The organism is Robbsia betulipollinis (assembly GCF_026624755.1).
GTDB classification, from domain to species: Bacteria; Pseudomonadota; Gammaproteobacteria; order Burkholderiales; family Burkholderiaceae; genus Robbsia; species Robbsia betulipollinis.
Map to the genome: position 1 here is coordinate 917,194 of NZ_JAPMXC010000001.1, position 17,099 is coordinate 934,292.

At 67.3% G+C, this 17,099-nt stretch carries 13 protein-coding genes and 3 pseudogenes; 5 read left to right on the forward strand and 11 right to left on the reverse strand.

All coding sequences use genetic code 11. The features are described 5' to 3' along the window. Window positions 1–34: 34 nt before the first annotated feature. From truB to OVY01_RS04020, 9 genes and pseudogenes are all read right to left on the reverse strand, one after another. Window positions 35–1,024 (reverse strand): annotated as a pseudogene (truB, locus tag OVY01_RS23135) (tRNA pseudouridine(55) synthase TruB); the annotation flags it as partial. 8 nt (window positions 1,025–1,032) lie between these two features. Beyond that, complete coding sequence (gene rbfA, locus OVY01_RS03985; RefSeq protein WP_267845814.1) at window positions 1,033–1,407, reverse strand: 30S ribosome-binding factor RbfA; 375 nt, start codon at window positions 1,405–1,407, stop codon at window positions 1,033–1,035. A gap of 123 nt (window positions 1,408–1,530) precedes the next feature. Beyond that, window positions 1,531–4,503 (reverse strand): translation initiation factor IF-2, encoded by a 2,973-nt coding sequence (gene infB, locus OVY01_RS03990; RefSeq protein ID WP_267845816.1) that lies wholly within the window; start codon window positions 4,501–4,503, stop codon window positions 1,531–1,533. Window positions 4,504–4,635: 132 nt separating this feature from the next. Continuing rightward, entirely contained in the window at window positions 4,636–6,120 is a 1,485-nt protein-coding gene (gene nusA / locus OVY01_RS03995; RefSeq protein WP_267845818.1) for a transcription termination factor NusA, read from the reverse strand. After that, window positions 6,117–6,584: a ribosome maturation factor RimP gene (rimP, locus tag OVY01_RS04000; RefSeq protein WP_267847660.1), complete on the reverse strand. Its 468-nt coding sequence runs from the start codon at window positions 6,582–6,584 to the stop codon at window positions 6,117–6,119. The genes nusA and rimP overlap by 4 nt, the downstream gene beginning before the upstream one ends. Window positions 6,585–7,173: 589 nt before the next feature. After that, window positions 7,174–8,964 (reverse strand): pseudouridine synthase, encoded by a 1,791-nt coding sequence (locus tag OVY01_RS04005; protein WP_432422180.1) that lies wholly within the window; start codon window positions 8,962–8,964, stop codon window positions 7,174–7,176. A gap of 198 nt (window positions 8,965–9,162) precedes the next feature. Continuing rightward, a pseudogene (gene scpB / locus OVY01_RS04010) lies at window positions 9,163–9,676 on the reverse strand (SMC-Scp complex subunit ScpB); the annotation flags it as partial. A gap of 329 nt (window positions 9,677–10,005) precedes the next feature. After that, a complete protein-coding gene (locus tag OVY01_RS04015; RefSeq protein ID WP_267845819.1) occupies window positions 10,006–11,259 on the reverse strand; it encodes a pyridoxal phosphate-dependent aminotransferase in 1,254 nt (417 codons plus the stop codon). 103 nt (window positions 11,260–11,362) lie between these two features. Beyond that, a complete protein-coding gene (locus OVY01_RS04020) occupies window positions 11,363–12,283 on the reverse strand; it encodes a LysR family transcriptional regulator (protein WP_267845821.1) in 921 nt (306 codons plus the stop codon). A gap of 459 nt (window positions 12,284–12,742) precedes the next feature. Here OVY01_RS04020 and OVY01_RS04025 point away from each other — a divergent pair, with 459 nt between their 5' ends. The 5 genes and pseudogenes from OVY01_RS04025 to OVY01_RS23225 all read left to right on the forward strand — a co-directional run. Then, entirely contained in the window at window positions 12,743–13,141 is a 399-nt protein-coding gene (locus OVY01_RS04025; protein WP_267845822.1) for a transposase, read from the forward strand. A 205-nt stretch (window positions 13,142–13,346) separates the two neighbouring features. Further along, window positions 13,347–13,601 (forward strand): hypothetical protein, encoded by a 255-nt coding sequence (locus OVY01_RS04030; RefSeq protein ID WP_267845824.1) that lies wholly within the window; start codon window positions 13,347–13,349, stop codon window positions 13,599–13,601. 109 nt (window positions 13,602–13,710) lie between these two features. After that, entirely contained in the window at window positions 13,711–14,544 is an 834-nt protein-coding gene (locus tag OVY01_RS04035) for a YdcF family protein (protein WP_267845825.1), read from the forward strand. A 235-nt stretch (window positions 14,545–14,779) separates the two neighbouring features. Continuing rightward, complete coding sequence (locus OVY01_RS04040) at window positions 14,780–15,046, forward strand: DNA-binding protein (RefSeq protein ID WP_267847662.1); 267 nt, start codon at window positions 14,780–14,782, stop codon at window positions 15,044–15,046. A 19-nt stretch (window positions 15,047–15,065) separates the two neighbouring features. Continuing rightward, window positions 15,066–15,164 (forward strand): annotated as a pseudogene (locus OVY01_RS23225) (pentapeptide repeat-containing protein); the annotation flags it as partial. A 50-nt stretch (window positions 15,165–15,214) separates the two neighbouring features. Here OVY01_RS23225 and bamC read toward each other — a convergent pair. Then, window positions 15,215–16,450, reverse strand: coding sequence for an NlpB/DapX family lipoprotein (gene bamC, locus OVY01_RS04045; protein ID WP_267845826.1), 1,236 nt, complete (start codon window positions 16,448–16,450; stop codon window positions 15,215–15,217). Between the two features lie 97 nt (window positions 16,451–16,547). After that, window positions 16,548–16,934, reverse strand: a complete 387-nt coding sequence (locus OVY01_RS04050; RefSeq protein WP_267845827.1) for a hypothetical protein — start codon at window positions 16,932–16,934, stop codon at window positions 16,548–16,550. Window positions 16,935–17,099 lie beyond the last annotated feature (165 nt).

Genomic DNA, 17,099 nt, shown 5'->3' on the forward strand with positions numbered 1-17,099 from the left:
CGATGGGTTGCAGCAAGCCGCCCGGGTCGAGCGCCGGCACGAAGCCGGCAGTCTCGCCGGGTGCCGCCGGCGCCAAAGCGGGGTCGCCCGACGGCTCGTCGACGCGCCCCCCCGCCATCTCCGGCCCCCGCGCGCCGTGCAGCTCATCCGCCGCATCCGCCGCATCCGCCGTATTCGCCGCATCCGCCGCCCTTCCCGCCGCGACATCCGGCAGCATCGCCCGGCCATCGCCCTCCAACCGGTCCTGAAGCGCCTGCAGCGTCACCGCCTGGTCGAGCGTGAGCGCGCCCACGCGCGTGCGCCGCAACGCGCGCAGATGCGCGCCGCACCCCAGCGCCTCGCCCATGTCCTCCGCCAGCGTGCGGATGTAGGTGCCCTTGCTGCAATGCACGCGCACGCGCACCTCCTGCGCGCCGGCCAGTTCGGCGGCGTCCGACAGGCGTTCCAGCGCGTGGATCGTGACCCGGCGCGCGTCCCGCTCGACCGTCTGTCCCGCTCTCGCGTACTCGTACAGCGGCTTGCCGTCGCGCTTGATCGCCGAATACATCGGCGGCACCTGCTCGATGTCGCCCCGAAAACGCGCGATCACCGCATCGACCGCCGCCAGATCGCACGTCACCGGGCGCGTCTCGACGATCGCGCCCTCGGCGTCGCCGGTGTCGCTGCGTTCGCCCAGCCGCAGGGTCGCCTCGTAATACTTGTCGGCGTCCAGCAGGTCCTGGGAAAACTTGGTCGCCTCGCCGAAGCACAGCGGCAGCAGGCCCGAGGCCAGCGGATCGAGCGTGCCGGTATGCCCCGCCTTCTTCGCGCGCAGCATGCCCTTCACGCGCAGCAGCGCATCGTGGCTCGACAGACCGATGGGCTTGTCGAGCAGCAGCACGCCGTCGAGCACGCGCCGCGGCGGACGCGCGGCCCGCGCGACGCGCGACCGGAGACCGTTGCGCGCGCCCCGCGGCGCACGCGTCGCCGCGCGGTCTTCGTCGTCGGACCGGTCTTCCCCGGTGGGGGGGGTGGTGTTCTCCATCGTGCGTCTCAGTCGTCCCTTGCGCGCGTCGAATTCGCCTGATCGATCAACTTCGAGATCTCGAATGCGTTTTCGAGCGTCTTGTCGTGATGGAAATGCAGCGTCGGCACCGTATGGATATGCAGACGCTTGAACAGCAGATTGTGCAGATAGCCCGATGCGTCGTTGAGCGCTTTCTGGGTGGCCTGCACGTCCTCGGACAGCGTCGTGAAGAAAATCTTCGCATGCGCGTAATCGGGGGACAACTCGATGCTCTGGATGGTCACCAGGCCGACGCGCGGATCCTTGATCTCGCGCATGATCAGTTCCGACAGATCCCGCTGGATCTGATCGGCGATCTTGGTGGAGCGCGCACCACCGCTGCGTTGTTTCTTGTTCGCCATCGAACGCCTCCAAAAACCCGGCGGGGCCGGGTACTACCGGGACCCGGCAGGACCGGGTCCAGCAAAAAAAAGGGGGCCGCGGCCTCGGCCGCGCCCCCCGGGACATCGGTACCCGCGTTCGCTTTACAGCGACCGCGCGACTTCCGTCACTTCGAATACCTCGAGCTGGTCGCCCTCGGTGATCTCGTTGAAATTCTTGACCGACAGACCGCACTCGAAGCCCTGACGCACTTCGCGCACATCGTCCTTGAAGCGCTTGAGCGAATCGAGCTCGCCCGTGTGCACCACGACGTTGTTGCGCAGCACGCGGACCTGCGACGAGCGCTTGACGACACCGTCGAGCACCATGCAACCGCCGACCGCACCGATCTTCGGCACGCGGAACACCTGCCGCACCTCGACCAGACCGATGACTTCCTCGCGCTTTTCCGGCGCCAGCATGCCGGACATCGCCGCCTTCACCTCGTCGACCGCATCATAGATGATGTTGTAGTAACGGATGTCGACGCCGTTGCTCTCGGCCAGCTTGCGCGCCAGCGCGTCGGCACGGGTGTTGAAGCCGATGATGACGGCCTTGGACGCGGTCGCGAGATTCACGTCCGACTCGCTGATGCCGCCCACGGCGCCGTGCACGATCTGCACGCGCACTTCCGGGGTCGACAGCTTGAGCAGCGACTGGATCAACGCTTCCTGCGAGCCCTGCACGTCGGCCTTGACGATCAACGGCAGCGTCTGCACCTCGCCTTCGCCCATGTTCTCGAACATGTTCTCGAGCTTCGCCGCCTGCAGCTTCGCGAGCTTCACGTCGCGGAACTTGCCCTGACGGAACAGCGCGATTTCGCGCGCCTTGCGCTCGTCCGGCATGACGATGACTTCCTCGCCCGCGCCCGGCACTTCCGACAGACCCTGGATCTCGACCGGGATCGACGGGCCGGCTTCCTTCGTCGGCTTGCCGGTTTCGTCGAGCATCGCCCGCACGCGGCCATAAGCCGAACCCGCGAGCACCACATCGCCACGGCGCAACGTACCCGACTGGACCAGGATCGTCGCGACCGGGCCGCGGCCCTTGTCGAGCTTCGCCTCGATCACGAGACCCTTGGCCGGCGCTTCGATCGGCGCCTTCAGTTCGAGGACTTCGGCCTGCAACAGCAGGTTTTCCAGCAGATCGTCGATGCCGGCGCCGGTTTTCGCGGACACGCCGATGAACGGCGACTCGCCGCCGTACTCTTCCGGCACCACGCCTTCGGCCACCAGTTCCTGCTTGACGCGCTCGACGTTTGCGTCGGGCTTGTCGATCTTGTTCATCGCGACGACGATGGGCACGCCGCCCGCCTTCGCGTGGGCGATCGCTTCCTTCGTCTGCGGCATGACGCCGTCGTCGGCCGCGACCACCAGGATGACGATGTCGGTCGCCTTCGCGCCCCGCGCACGCATCGCGGTGAACGCTTCGTGGCCTGGCGTGTCGAGGAAGGTGACGACACCGCGCGGCGTTTCGACGTGATATGCGCCGATATGCTGCGTGATTCCGCCTGCCTCGCCCGCGGCAACCTTCGCGCGGCGGATGTAGTCGAGCAGCGAGGTCTTGCCGTGGTCGACGTGACCCATGACGGTGACGACGGGCGGACGCGCGAACGCTTCCACGTTGCTCGGCGCTTCGCCTTCGTTCACCAGCAACGCTTCCGGATCGTCGAGCTTGGCCGCCAGCGCGCGATGGCCCAGTTCCTCGACGACGATCATCGCGGTTTCCTGATCGAGCGGCTGGTTGATGGTGACCATCTGCCCCAGCTTCATCATCACCTTGATGACCTCGGATGCCTTCACGGCCATCTTGTGCGCGAGATCGGCCACCGAGATGGTCTCCGGCACGTGCACTTCGCGCACGATCGGCTCGCTGGGCGCCTGGAAGTTCGAGCGGTCGTCGTTGTGACGGTTGCCGCCGCGACCCTTCGGGCCACCGCGCCAGTTGCGATCGGCGCCGCCGGACGCGTCGCCGCGCGTCTTCAGGCCACCGCGCCGTTTCGCCGCGTCGTCCTGCCAGCTTCCCGCCTTGCCTTTCTTGCGATCGTTCGACGGCGCGGCCGTCGTCGTCGACGGCGCGGCAACCGCCGTCTTCGCTTCCTTCTTCGGCGCGGCGGCTTCGCCTTCCGGACGCGCCGGGCGATGCAGCGTGCCCTTCGCGTCGGCGGGCTTCGCGGCTTCCACCGGCTTGACCTCGACCGGCTTCGGCTCGACGACCTTGGCCTTGCGCGGCGTGTTCATCATTTCGCGAATGGCGGCCGCTTCCGCTTCCGCGGCGGCGCGGCGACGGGCGATCTCGCCCTGCTCGGCGCGGGCCGCCTGACGTTTTTCCTCGGCGGCGCGCTCGGCCGTCTCGCGGGCTGCGTCGGCTGCCTTCTTCTCGGCGGCACGTTGCGCTGCCGCGGCTTCGTCGCGACTGGTCTGTTCTGCGCTGGTCACTGTGTCTGCTCCAGCACCCGCGGCACGCGTCGGTTCGCCATGTCGGGTTGCTGTACGTTCAGCTTCAAGCCGTGCGGCTTGCGCTGCGGCATCGGCGGCACGCTGGGCGGCCTCCTCCTCGGCACGGCGACGCCCTTCCTCCGCCGCGGCTTCGCGAGCGTGGCGTTCGGCCTCCTCGCGTTCGATCGCTTCCTCGCGCAGACGCAGTTCGGCCGCCTGACGTTCGAGCGCCTCGGCTTCGCGGCGTGCGTCTTCCTCGCGCCGCGACAGCTCCGCCGCCGCCGCGAGATCCGCTTCGCTGGTATCGACGGCCGGGCTTTCTTCAGGCAATTCGTCGTCGCGCTTGACGAAGACGCGTTTCTTGCGCACTTCAACCTGAATGGTGCGAGCCCTGCCGGTCGCGTCGGACTGCTTGATCTCCGACGTCTGCCTGCGCGTCAGCGTGATCTTGCGCTTGTCGGCATCCGCGTCCGACCCGTGCGATCGACGCAGGTGATCCAGCAGCCGCGCCTTGTCCGTTTCGGACACGACATCGTCGGCGCTCTGCTTCTGGACACCTGCCGCTTGCAGCTGCTCCAGCAATACGCCGGCAGGCATTTTAAGTTCCGCGGCAAATTGGGCTACGTTGTTGCTCGCCATTCATCCCTCTTGGAAGCAAGGAGCCAGACTCCTTGCGGTTGACTGTGCACATATGTGTGCTTAATACGGATTCAACTGCGCATCATGCGGGCCTCATCGCTGACTCGTGCATCCGGACCATGCGGCCCGGGTTTATTCGTCCGACTGGAACCAGTGTTCGCGCGCCTTCATCACCAGCGACGTCGCGTCCTCGGTCGACAGATTCGTCAACTCGACGATTTCGTCCACCGCCAGCTCGGCCAGGTCGTCGCGCGTTTGGATCTCGTTTTCCCGCAGCTTCGCCAGCAGTTCGGGGGTCATGCCGTCGAGCGTTTCCAGCTCCGGGACGATGCCCTCGGCCTTCTCCTCGTTGGCGATCGCCTGCGTCAGCAATGAGTCGCGGGCGCGGTTACGCAATTCATGAACGGTGTCGGCATCGAACGCCTCGATTTCGAGCATTTCGTTCAACGGTACGTAGGCGATTTCCTCGAGACTGGTGAAGCCTTCGTCGATCAGGATGTCGGCGACTTCCTCGTCGACGTCGAGTCGCGCCATGAACAGCTCGCGCAATCCCGAACGTTCTTCGGTCTGCTTGGCAGCAGACTCGTCCGGCGTCATTATATTGATCTGCCAGCCGGTCAGTTCGCTGGCGAGCCGCACGTTCTGGCCGCTACGGCCGATCGCGATCGCCAGTTCGGATTCGTCGACCACGACATCCATCGAGTGCTTTTCCTCGTCGACGACGAGAGATTGCACCGCGGCGGGCGCGAGCGCGCCGATCACGAACTGCGCAGGATCCTCCGACCATAGCACGATGTCAACATTTTCGCCACCGAGCTCATTGCGCACCGCCTGCACCCGGGAGCCGCGGATTCCGACGCAGGTACCGATCGGATCGATCCGCTTGTCGTACGCGACGACCGCGATCTTCGCGCGCATCCCCGGGTCGCGGGCCGCGGCCTTGATCTCCAGCAGACCCTGCTCGATCTCCGGTACTTCGAGTTCGAACAGCTTCATCAGGAATTCAGGCGCCGTGCGCGAGAGTTCGATCTGCGGACCCCGCGCGGTACGGTCGACCTTCATGATGAAGGCCCGTGCGCGGTCGCCAACCCGCAGGTTTTCCTTCGGGATCATCTGGTCGCGGCGCAGCAGCGCCTCGACCCGACCGGATTCGACGACCAGATTGCCCTTGTCGAGCCGCTTCACCGAACCCGTCATGATCAGGTCGCCGCGCGCGAGGAAATCGTTCAGGATCTGCTCGCGCTCGGCGTCGCGGATGCGCTGCAGGATGACCTGCTTGGCCGCCTGCGCGCCGATGCGCCCGAACTCGATCGACGCGACCGGTTCCTCGATGAACTGATCGATCTCGATTTGCGGGTCCTGCTCTTTCGCCTCGAACAGCAGGATCTGCTTGTCCGGCTCCTGCAGGCCCGCCTCGTCCGGCACCGCCAGCCAGCGACGATAGGTCTGGTGCTCGCCGGAAGACCGATCGATTTCAACCCGAACGTCGACGTCGCGGTCGTAGAGCTTCTTGGTGGCGGACGCCAGCGCGGCTTCGAGCGCCGCGAACACGACGTCCTTGTTCACGTTCTTCTCGCGAGCGAGCGCATCCACCAGCATCAGTACTTCGCGACTCATTGTTTGCGGCTCCTAAAATCAACGTGGGGGACCAGGCGCGCGCGATCGACATCAGCGATCGTAAAATCGAGCACGGCGAGCCCCGTCTTGCCTTCAAATTCCAAACCGATGGTTTCGCCCTGGGGCGATTGCAGCACGCCGACGAACTTCTTGCGCCCGTCGACCGGGCGCTTCAGCGTCACCGCCACTTCCAGGCCGGCGAAGCGCGTGTAGTCGGACAGCTTTTTGAGCGGCCGATCGAGGCCGGGAGAGGAAACTTCGAGGCGATCGAAGTCGATGTTCTCGACGGTAAAGACGTGCTGCAGCTGGCGCGTCGCCTTTTCGCAATCCTCGATCGCGATGCTGACATCGCCGCTCGGATGGTCGATGAAGACCTGCAGCAGCCCGCCCCCCGAACGTTCGAGGTCGACAAGCTCATAGCCCAATCCGGCCAGAGCCGTTTCAATCAGTTCGGTCAGTTGCACAAATACCCCAGTAAATCCTGGCCGGGGCGCGACGCCGCCCGCTGCCGGCGCGGCGCTTCGTTCCTGCCCCGCACGTGCCGTCGGGACCCCATGAGCGATGTCCGACATGCGGATCGCTCGCCTCGGGTCCGACCTGTCTGATGCGAGATCGACGCTGCCGGCCGCGCTGTTTCGTAGCGAAAAATACCCGTGAAAGCGTTGCAAGAAAACGCTTTCCAAGTGCTTCGCACAAATTTCGCGCAAAAAAAAATGGGCGCACGCCCATCTGCTTATCACTTCCCGCCGGCCTCGCGGACGACGGGTCCTTCGTTCCCGCCCAACCTGCCGGTCGACGTTTCCGCCCGGACTGGTCCGCCGCGTCCCGGCTGGCTCGTCCTGCTCGATGGAGAAGGCGGCCAGCCGGGAAACTCAGCCTCGGCGACGCTAGGATTCTACGCTTTTTCGCGGGCAATAGCAATCCAGCAGCGTCCGGGTGGCGGTGTCGGCCACCTCCTCACACGCTGACTGGCACAGGTCATCGGTGCCGAAAAGACGCGACGCGACGCGCGTCCGGAAGCGTCCGGAAGCGTCCGGAAGCGTCGTGAACGCGTCAGCGACCGCGACCGCCGCCGTGTCCTCCACCGTGGCCGCCGCCACTGCCGCCGCGCCCGCCATTGCCGCCGCCATTGCCGCCACGCCCTCCGCCGCCATTACGGCCGCGGCCGCCGGGAGCGGCTCCCGGCGTGGCAGGCCGCGCGGGTTTGGCGCGCACATTGCCGTTGACCTCGCGCACCGGCCGGTTGGGGTCGGCGGCGCGCGAATGGTCGCGCATCGGGAAGCTCGCCGTGGCATGACTCGGCACGCGTGCGCCGCCCCCGGCTTTTCCCCCCGCTGCGCCGGGTCCGCCCGGCCCGCCCGTGGCGCCCGGCGCGCCATACGGACGGCGCGGCCGGACATTGCCGTAACTGTAGCGGCCGGCATTGGTCATTGCGCCGTTCTCGGGGACGATGACGCCCAGGAACGACTGCATCGGATCCGGCTGGCGCTTCGCGGGCGCCGCGGCGGCGCGCGAGGCGCGGCCTTCGTCGCCGGTCGCGCCCTTGAGCCCTACCATCGACATCAATGCGCGGACCTGCGACTCCTCGAGTTCCTCGTAGCGCCCGCGGCGTACGGCGCGCGACAACGTGATCGGACCGTGGCGCGTGCGAATCAGACGGCTCACCGTCAGACCGACGGCGAGGAACATCCGGCGCACCTCGCGGTTGCGTCCTTCGGCGAGCGCGACGTGATACCAGTGATTGGTGCCTTCTCCGCCACCGTCCGAGAGACGCAGGAAGCTCGCCGGACCGTCGTCGAGTTCGACGCCGGACAGCAGTTGCTGGCGCGATGCCTCCGACAGCTCACCGATCACGCGCACCGCGTATTCCCGCTCCACGTTGTACCGCGGATGCATGAAGCGGTTGGCGAGATCGCCCGACGTCGTCAGCAGCAGCAGCCCTTCCGTGTTGTAGTCGAGGCGGCCGACGGCGAGCCACTTGGCGGTCTTCATCGACGGCAGCTTGTCGAACACCGATGCCCGGCCTTCCGGATCGGAATGACTGACGATCTCGCCCGCGGGCTTGTGATACAGGAGGACGCGAGGCGGCTTGCTCGCAAGTTTGCGGCGCACCGGCTTGCCGTTGATGCGGACCTGATCGGCCGGCAGGATACGTTGACCGATATGCGCGGGCTCGCCGTTCACCGTTACGCGTCCGGCAACGATCAACTCTTCCATTTCGCGGCGCGAGCCCATGCCGGCCTCGGCCAGCACCTTGTGCAGCTTCGGCGCGTCGTCGTCCGGCGCGAGCACGCGCTTGACGGGCGCGGGCTTGCGGCCGCGACCCGGCAACGGCGCCCGCAACGACGCATCCGTATTGTCGGCGTCGAACGCCGGTGAGGTGACATAGGCGAACAGGTCGCTGGTATCGGCGACCGCGGCATCCGGCCGGGCGGCCTCGCGTGCGCGCGGCGCACGCGCGCCACGCGGCGCCGGGGTCGTACCGGCAGGTGCGTCGGCACCGGTTCGCGCGCGCGGCGTACGCGGCGCGCGCGGGCCCTGGGCGCCACGGCGCGGCGGTGCCGCGGCGGCGCCCTCGCCCCCTTCGGCCAGCGCACCGCCCGCCGCCTCGTGAGACGCATGCGGCTGTGGCTGCGCGGGATCGCCCGCCTTGTTCTTGCCGCCGCCGGCACGCCGCCGCGCGATCAGACTGCGCGGTCCGCGGCGCAGGCCGCGACGCGGGCGTTCTTCACCCGTGTCCTGCGCGGCGCCCTGCATGCCATCGTTGCGGCCAGAGTTTTCGCGCCGTGCGCCACCGGTGTCGTCCGCCTGCTGAGGGGCGTCGCTGTCGTGGGTCTGCTTCAAAAGCACCTCTGAAATGAATGAAGGGTCCGCGTCGTCCATGACGTGCGCGGCGTCCGGTCCCGAGCGGGGTCCCGGGAGCGGCAAGGTTTTAATCCGGCGTATCCGTATCCGGCGCATCGGGCGATCCGATGACGGCCGGGTCGGCCTGCTCGACCACCGCCGCGAACGTCGGCCCGGACGGTGCGCCGTCGACGGCTTGCGCCGGATCGAGCAGCGGCGGGAGATCGCCTAGCGATTTCAATCCCAGGTCGTCGAGGAAATGCCGGGTGGTCGCGTACAAGGCGGGCCGCCCCGGAACATCACGGTGACCGATGACTTCGATCCAGTCGCGGTCCTCGAGCTGCCGGACGATCTGAGTGTTGACGGTGACACCGCGGATTTCCTCGATGTCGCCACGCGTGACCGGCTGTCGATAGGCGATGATCGCCAATGTTTCCAGCACGGCACGCGAGTATCTGGGCGGTTTCTCGGGCATGAGCCGGTCGAGGTGGCGCTGCATCGCGGGCGTGCTCTGAAACCGCCAGCCCGATCCCAGCGCCACCAGTTCGACGCCTCGCCCCGACCAGCGTTCCGCCAGCGCCTGCAACAGGGAACGCACCGTGTCCGCCGATATCTCTTCGTCGAACAGACGTCGCAGTTCGCCGAGCTTGACCGGCTCGCGGGCACAGATCAGCGCGGTCTCGAGGACGATCATCGCCTCTTGGGTATTCATGAAACCAAGGTCGGACCCTTTGGGTCGTATACGAACAACCTGGACCGGCGCGCGGGAATGGCAGGCGCAGTGACCATAGCCGATCGATCGTTGTGGTACGAAAGCGTTGTGCAGCCGGCGTACGAGCGGAAACGCGCGCGTCGTGGACCGGGGTCTGGAGCGCAGCGCCAGCAGCACCCGCGCGAGGCAGAAGGAACGATGAGCACGTCGTCAGGCACCGGACGGCTCGCATCTTCCACCATCTTACAAAAAAAACCGGCGAGGGTAAAGCCCCGTCTCGCGGCCGCTTCGCGCGACGCGTGACGCGCACGGTCGCGGCAGCCGGGGCGTCAGGTCCCGGCGGTGCCCGGATGCGCTTCCAGGAAACGCGTCAAGCGCCGCACGCCTTCGTCCAGACGGGACATGTCGCTGGCATAGCACCAGCGCACGAAGCCCTCGCCTTCATCGCCGAAAGCGGCACCGGGCGCGAGGCCCAGACCCGCGTCCCGCACCAGTGCCTTGCACAAAGCCAGGCTATCGACATGGCCGGCGATGCGGAAGAACAGATACATCGCCCCCTCGGCGGCACGCACGTCGACGCCCGGCACCTGCGACAGGCCCCGCGCGAGATGATCGCGCCGGGCGTGCAATTCCGCGCGCAACGTTTGCGCCACCGTCTCGCCCTCGCGCACCGCCGCGAGTCCCGCACGCTGCACGAAATCCGGCGCGCAACAGGTATTGTATTCGGCCAGCTTGCCCCAGTCCCGCATCACCGCCGCGGGCGCGACCGCCCAGCCCAACCGCCAGCCCGTCATCCGCCAGGCTTTGGAAAACGAGTTCACGGCGATGACGCGTTCATCGCGCGCGGCGAGATCGAGAAAGGACGGCGCAACGTCGTCCGCTCCGTAGTAGAGGCGTTCGTACACCTCATCGGCCAGTATCCAGATGCCGCGACGGCGGCAGTGATCGAGCACGACCTGCTGCTGGGCGCGCGGCATGACCCAGCCGGTCGGATTGTTCGGCGAGTTCACCAGCAACACCCGGGTGGCGGGCGTGAGCGCGGCGAGCAGCCGGTCCAGATCGAGCGTCCAGCCCTGCGGGCCGTAATCCAGCGAAACGGTCTCGACCGCAGCGCCGAGCAATGTCGGGATCTCGACCAGGTTCGGCCACACCGGTGTCACGGCGACCAGCCGGTCGCCCGGGCCCAGCAGCAACTGGGCGGCCAGCATGATGGCACTGACCCCGCCGCTGGTCACCGCGACGTTTTCACTGTCGGTGGCGCCGTGCAAGCGCGTCGCATACTCGGCGAGCGCGGCGCGCAGCGGCGCGTTGCCCATGTTGTGCGTGTAGAAAGTGTGCCCCTCGGCGATCGAGGCCCGTGCGGCGTCGCCGATGAAGGCGGGCGTGGGTTGATCGGATTCGCCGAACCAGAACGGCAACACGTCCGCCAGCCCCAGGCCCGCGTTCGCGACTTCCCGGATTTTCGACGCGCGCAGCGCGGCGACCGCGACGCGCGCGACCGGCGATGTCGACACCGACGGCGTAATGGACGCGACGGACTCGACGGACGCAGCGGACGCGACGGATGGGACGGCAGGGTTCATGTGCGGGTTCCTGGACGATCCTTCGCAAGCGAGAGGAAAACCGGCATGGTAACAGGTGCGTACAGGTGCCGGCGCGGTGCACGCAGGTACCGGCGCCGCGCGCTCACGGGCCCTTACCGGGCGGCACGAGCACCGGTTTGCCGTCGCGCCATTCGCCCACCAGCGACCAGACCGCGTCCGCCGCCGGGGACAGCGAGCGCGCGCGGCGGCGCACGCGGGCGATGGTCCGCTCGCCGCGCGGCACGAGTGGAATCGCGACCAGGGAGGCATCGGCGGGCAGCGGCAGCGACAACGAGGGCAGCACGCTCAGACCGACGCCCGCCTCGACCAGCCCGAAGACCGTTGCCGACTGCGCCAGCTCCTGCACGATGTGAACGTCGACGCCACGCTGGCGCATCAGCCGGTCGATCACCGGCCGGCTCCCCGACGTGCGATCCAGCATCACCAGCTTGATGCCGGACAGCGCCTGCCAGTCGACTTCGGTGCGGGCCGCCAGCGGATGGTCCGAGCGGCAGATCAGCACGAAGGAATCGCGCATGACATCCTCGACGATCAGATCCTCGCTTTCGAAGGGACCGATGATCACACCAAAATCGGCTTCGCCGGAGCGCACCCTGGCGATCACGTCCTGCTGCACGTCGTCGCGCAATACCAGGCTCACGAAGGGATAGCGCACCTCGCAGAGGGCAAGGCATACGGGCATCAGGCGGGCGGAGACGGTCGGACTCGCGGCGACGACGACCCGGCCCCGCCGCTGCTCGCCGATTTCCCGGATTTCGCGCAACGCGCCGTCAAGATCGGTCAGCAAACGGGCGGCCGTGGCCTGCAGATTGAGACCCGCGCCGGTCAGCTGTACGTCGCGCGTGGTCCGATCCATCAGGCGCAACCCCAGCTCCCCCTCCAGTTCCCGCACGCCCCGGCTCACGGCGGACTGCGTCAGGCCGATCTCGTCGCCCGCGCGGCTGAAGCTGCCGTGCCGGGCCACCGACACGAAAATTCGCAACTGCCGCAACGTTACGTTCATAAGTTTTTCGGGCACAACGCTTTTTATTGACGGGTGATAGTAAAGCATATCCGCCGCGACGCGCCGTTCCCGATGCGTCCGCGCCGGCGCGCGCCCCTGAAAATCGCCTGCGATGGTGCAAGGGCCGGGGCGGATCGCGCACGCCCCCGGTGCATGCACGACATTGGTGATTGTCCCGATAGTCCGACATCCCGGTTCGAGCGCATCCTTGCGGCCACGCCATGCCTTTTATAACAAAGGCTTACGTTCTTCTTCAGGCACTTTTCCCGCACATGGCACGGCTGATGCTTTACTGGTCATAGACGCAAACCGAACGCCGAGGATGCAGAAGTCGCGATGCTGCCGCTGCATCGAGTCGGTTCGAACGAGCCTCGGTATGACGCAGGGCCGGAACGGGGAGGCACGCACGACAGGTGCCGAACGAGTACGGCGGACCCGATTTGTTTCGTGAGGTGAGACATGCTGTTTGATGACCTGAAAGACCACGAGTGGGAACTGGTTGAGATGCTGTTCAGCGATGAGCCGAAACGCAGCGAACGCCGCGGTCGTCCGCGCGTCGAGCCACGGGCCGTCGTGAACGCGGTGCTTTGGGTGCTCAGCACGGGCGAAGGCTGGTCCAAACTGCCGGGTCGCTATCCCTCGCCCCCTACCTGCCGGCGCCGTTTCGACGAATGGCAGACCGACGGTACGCTGACGGAAATGGTCAAGCTGCTGGCCTGCTCGGGCCGCAGCGTCTCGCTGCGCGGTCGCGCCGGATCGATCGCCGTGAAGCCGCCTGCACCGCCCAGCCGCGACCGTCTGCGGGGCGCCTTCTGGACCAATCCCGAATCCTGGCGCGCGCCCGCCAAAATGGCCTGACGCCTCCCGCATCGGCCGCCACGCGAGCCGGTAGCGGCGCCCCGCGTCCACGGCAGCTGCGAAAGCGCGGCGGCGAGGGCCCCCGCCGCCGATACATTTGTCACCAACATTTACAGCACGCCCGTGCCGGGTTCCGTAAAGTCATCGTATACCGTGTCCGTCTCACGAGCGGACGCAATCGCCTCCCCGAGGCAGGAGGAATACGATGTCACGCTCACTTCGAATCGCCCTGGCGATCGGCGCACTGAGCGCCGCAGCGACCGCGCTTCCCGTTCAAGCCCAACTGCATGGCGACTGGCCAAGCGACACTCCGTGGTCGACGGCCGTCGACAGCACGTCGGCGCATGTCGAGCACGGCGGTGCGCGCCCTTCGCCGGCATCGCTCGGCGCGCCACGCGGCGACCTGCGCCGGGACGTGGCGGAAGCATCCCGCGGTCTGCCCCCGCACCGTAACCCGTAGCACGCATGCGGGCCATCCAGCCCGGCGGATGGCCCGATCCGAAAATTCCTCGAACAAGCGGCGCGTCACACCCTCTAGAATGCGAGCACGCATTTGCCGACGGGTTCCCATGATTCTCTTTGAAATCGCGCTGCTCCCCTTCCTGCTGCTTGGCGTTGCCGCATGCTGGCACGCCGCCTTTGCGGGAGACACCGGGAAGGCCACAACGCCCCGCTTCCTGCCACCCGGAACACGGGCGCGCGCTTTCGCGCGGCGCCATCTGGCGCTGCCGAGCCTGTCCGCGGCGGCCTGGATCTGGCTGAACGGCACGGGACTGACCCTCCCGCTTTACGACCGCATGCTGCATGTCGCGCAATGGCCCGCCACGGCGACGCCGCCCTCCGCGACGATCGTCCTGCTGGGTGGCGGCACCGAGCTGACCGGCCCGCGCGGCGCGCCGCGCCCCCAGGGCGACGCGATCGAAAAGATCGCGCTGACCGCGCGCCTCTACCATCAAGCGAGCGCGGCACGCGCGCCGACGGGGAAGGAAACGGGATCGGCAACCGTGCGGGTCATCGTCAGCGGCGGCAACCCCCAACACCATGGCGTGACGGAAGCGGACAATTACGCCCCGGATCTCATCGCGCTCGGGGTTCCGGCCGCGTCGATCCTGCGCGAACGCCGCAGCCTCAACACGTACCAGAACGCGAAATTCGTCCGGGCGCTGCTGCCCGATACGCGGGACGACCCGATCGTCCTCGTGACGACGGCGCAGCACATGCAGCGCGCGCTGCTGTATTTCAAGCGTTTCGGGTTTTCCGCCCTGCCGGTGACGCCTCCGCCCTACCCGCCGCGCTACAGCTGGCTACCGACGGCCCGCGGTCTCGATCGCGCCGGCGGGGCCGTGCACGAACTGATCGGCATTGCGCAGTTTCACGTTTATCACGCGCTCCATATCTACTGAACGCACTACCGGATGCACTGTAGGACGCACTGCAGGACGCGGCATGGCGGCATGGCGGCATGCCGGCCCGCTCGCCATCGGCCCTGCTCCCGCTTCTGAGCGATAATGAAGGCGGGCGTGGCATGCCCGTTGCCCACCGGGCGATGGCACCGCGCGCCCGATCACCCCCATACACAGGACGGTCCATGCCCACCGGTTCGGTGTGCAAACGGATGCGTCCGGCGAGGAGCCTGCCCTGAGCAATATTGAATTCGACATCGAATGGACCGATGACGCGCTGAAGAAGATCCAGCGCCTGATGCCCTCGACCGGCCAGAAATCGGCCGAGCCGCCGCAGATCGCGCTGCCGCCGATCGAATGCCTGCCCGCCGAGGGCGACGTGCTGTTCCTCGGCCCGGCCGACAACAAGCAGCCGTTCATCGTAGTCGAGCGCCAGTACCACCACGAAGGCGGTCCCGACTGGACGATCGTCCTGATTCTGGACATACCCGAGACGGAGTGACCCGTTGCGCCGTGCGCGTTTGCGCCGTGCGCGTTTGCGCCGTGCGCGTTTGCGCCGTGCGCGTTTGCGCCGTGCGCGTTTGCGCCGTGCGCGTTTGCGCCGTGCGCGTTTGCGCCGTACGCGCTTGCGCCGTGCGCAGAGCGGCACGGCGCGATCGTGGGCGACTCGTTACAGATTGCCGACGATCAGGCGCATGATGCGCTGGGCCAGTTGCGAATTGTCCGGCTGCCCCTGGGCGTTGAGGATCGACACACGGGTCGAATTGGGCGTCAGCGCGCGGACGTTGATCGCGTACTGCGTGGCGACCTTCTCCTTCTTGCCGTGGAACACCTGATTCCAGAAGCCCTGGGCCGCGGTGCCGAGATCGTTCGGATCGACATAGCGCATCGCGTACAAACCATGCTCCCGGTCACGGCCGTCGACCGTGAAATTGGCCCGGTCGAGCGCCGTACCGACGCGCGCCCAGGCGCGATCGTAGTCCTCGGCGAGCTCGACGCCACCTTCCGTGGGTGCGACGCCGGCCGGCAATACCGGAGGCGGCACCACCGGCTCGTCGCCGGCGACCGGTTTCGCGCGCCCCTTCACCGCGGGCGCCGGTGCCGGCATGCTGTCCGGTCCCACCGCCGCGCGCTTCGGCCCCTCGGCGAGCGCACGCTGCAGACGGCCGAGGTAGTCGGCTTCCAGGCCGGGATCGTTCGGCCGGGTTTCCCACTGGCTGCCGTCGTTCGACATGCCCGTCAGTACCTCGTGCAGCCCCTGCTGGCTGATGAAGACATACGTCGCGCCGTTCGGACCTTTCTCCAGGCGGGTACGGAAGCGGTTGCGCTCGCCGGTCACATACGAGTTGTTGACCGCCATCGTCAAGGTATTGCGGATCAGCCCCTGGTCGAGCCGCGCATGCGTTTCGAGCCAGTCCGTCTGCATGACGCCCTGCTGGCGCGAATCCTCGGTCAGCACGAAGCCCTGTTCCTGCCAGAACGCACGGATCCGCTCCCAGAGCTGCTGGGACGGCAACGCGGTGACGACCAGCCAGCGCTGGCTGCCGTCACGTTCGATGTGCAGCCCCTGGCTCGGCGGCAACACCGTCGGGGAAACGATCGGCGGCGTACCGGGGCTGGTCTTGTATCCGGACAACGAAGCGTCGCCACCCGCAGGCGCGTCGGTACGCGCGGGCGGATCGGTCAGCAAGTCCGGTGGAATCGCGAGCGACGGGGCCTTCGGCTGCTTGCCGGTGCTCTTGTAGTCGATGGCCTGGGGATCCGGCGTGCCGCACGCCGAAACCAGCGTGGCCAACACCAGCGCTGCGCTGGCGTAGTGAAGCGAACGCGCCGCTGCCCGGCTGAGCGAACGGCGGGCGGGCCGATTCGACCGACCCTCGATAGATGACACTGACTGACGTTTCATGGAATCCTTTGACTGGCTCCACGGCCTGTTTCCGCGGGGATCAACCGGGCATTTTACCGATGTCCTCCAGTCAGGTGCCAAAAACTTGCTCGACATGTCAATTACCGGCGATTTCCGAAGGGCCGCCGGGCGCGATGAAGGCGTCGAACGGCACGCGCTGCATCCGCGGCGCGCGTTGCGAACCACTCGGAAGATCCGCCTCGAAGGCACCGCACAAGGCCGCCAGTCCCCGCAGATTCGCGGTAAAGCGCGCATAGCCGCGCAGATCGTCCTGCGCGAAGGTGACAAGGCCCGCAGGCGAGAGAAACAGGAAAACGTCCAGCGGCGCCGCGTACGGCGCCGCTGCGTGACGCGCCGCCGTGAGCAGGAAGCCTGGCTGCGCGTCGATCACGCGGGCACCCACATGGCGCAGCCCGGGCCATGCCTCGCGAATCAGCATCGCCATGTCGGCGCCCCAGACGTCGACGAAACGCTCTGCATCCATAGTGCGTGATTTGCCTGGCATGTGTGTCGGAGAACGGGAAGGGATCTCCATTGCGCCGCGCCAAAAGAATGCTGTCAAGGCACGCTAACGTGCGCCAGCGCACCGACGCGTGCACCAGAATGAGGACCCCATGCCGCGACGCGCATCCGCACTGCCGGCGCGCGC

Bases quoted from the DNA above. Each gene is read 5' to 3' on its own strand.
- rbfA (WP_267845814.1), bottom strand. From the start codon at position 1,407: ATGGCGAACAAGAAACAACGCAGCGGTGGTGCGCGCTCCACCAAGATC.
- infB (WP_267845816.1), bottom strand. From the start codon at position 4,503: ATGGCGAGCAACAACGTAGCCCAATTTGCCGCGGAACTTAAAATGCCT.
- nusA (WP_267845818.1), bottom strand. From the start codon at position 6,120: ATGAGTCGCGAAGTACTGATGCTGGTGGATGCGCTCGCTCGCGAGAAG.
- OVY01_RS04015 (WP_267845819.1), bottom strand. From the start codon at position 11,259: ATGAACCCTGCCGTCCCATCCGTCGCGTCCGCTGCGTCCGTCGAGTCC.
- OVY01_RS04020 (WP_267845821.1), bottom strand. From the start codon at position 12,283: ATGAACGTAACGTTGCGGCAGTTGCGAATTTTCGTGTCGGTGGCCCGG.
- OVY01_RS04025 (WP_267845822.1), top strand. From the start codon at position 12,743: ATGCTGTTTGATGACCTGAAAGACCACGAGTGGGAACTGGTTGAGATG.
- OVY01_RS04030 (WP_267845824.1), top strand. From the start codon at position 13,347: ATGTCACGCTCACTTCGAATCGCCCTGGCGATCGGCGCACTGAGCGCC.
- OVY01_RS04035 (WP_267845825.1), top strand. From the start codon at position 13,711: ATGATTCTCTTTGAAATCGCGCTGCTCCCCTTCCTGCTGCTTGGCGTT.
- bamC (WP_267845826.1), bottom strand. From the start codon at position 16,450: ATGAAACGTCAGTCAGTGTCATCTATCGAGGGTCGGTCGAATCGGCCC.
- OVY01_RS04050 (WP_267845827.1), bottom strand. From the start codon at position 16,934: ATGGATGCAGAGCGTTTCGTCGACGTCTGGGGCGCCGACATGGCGATG.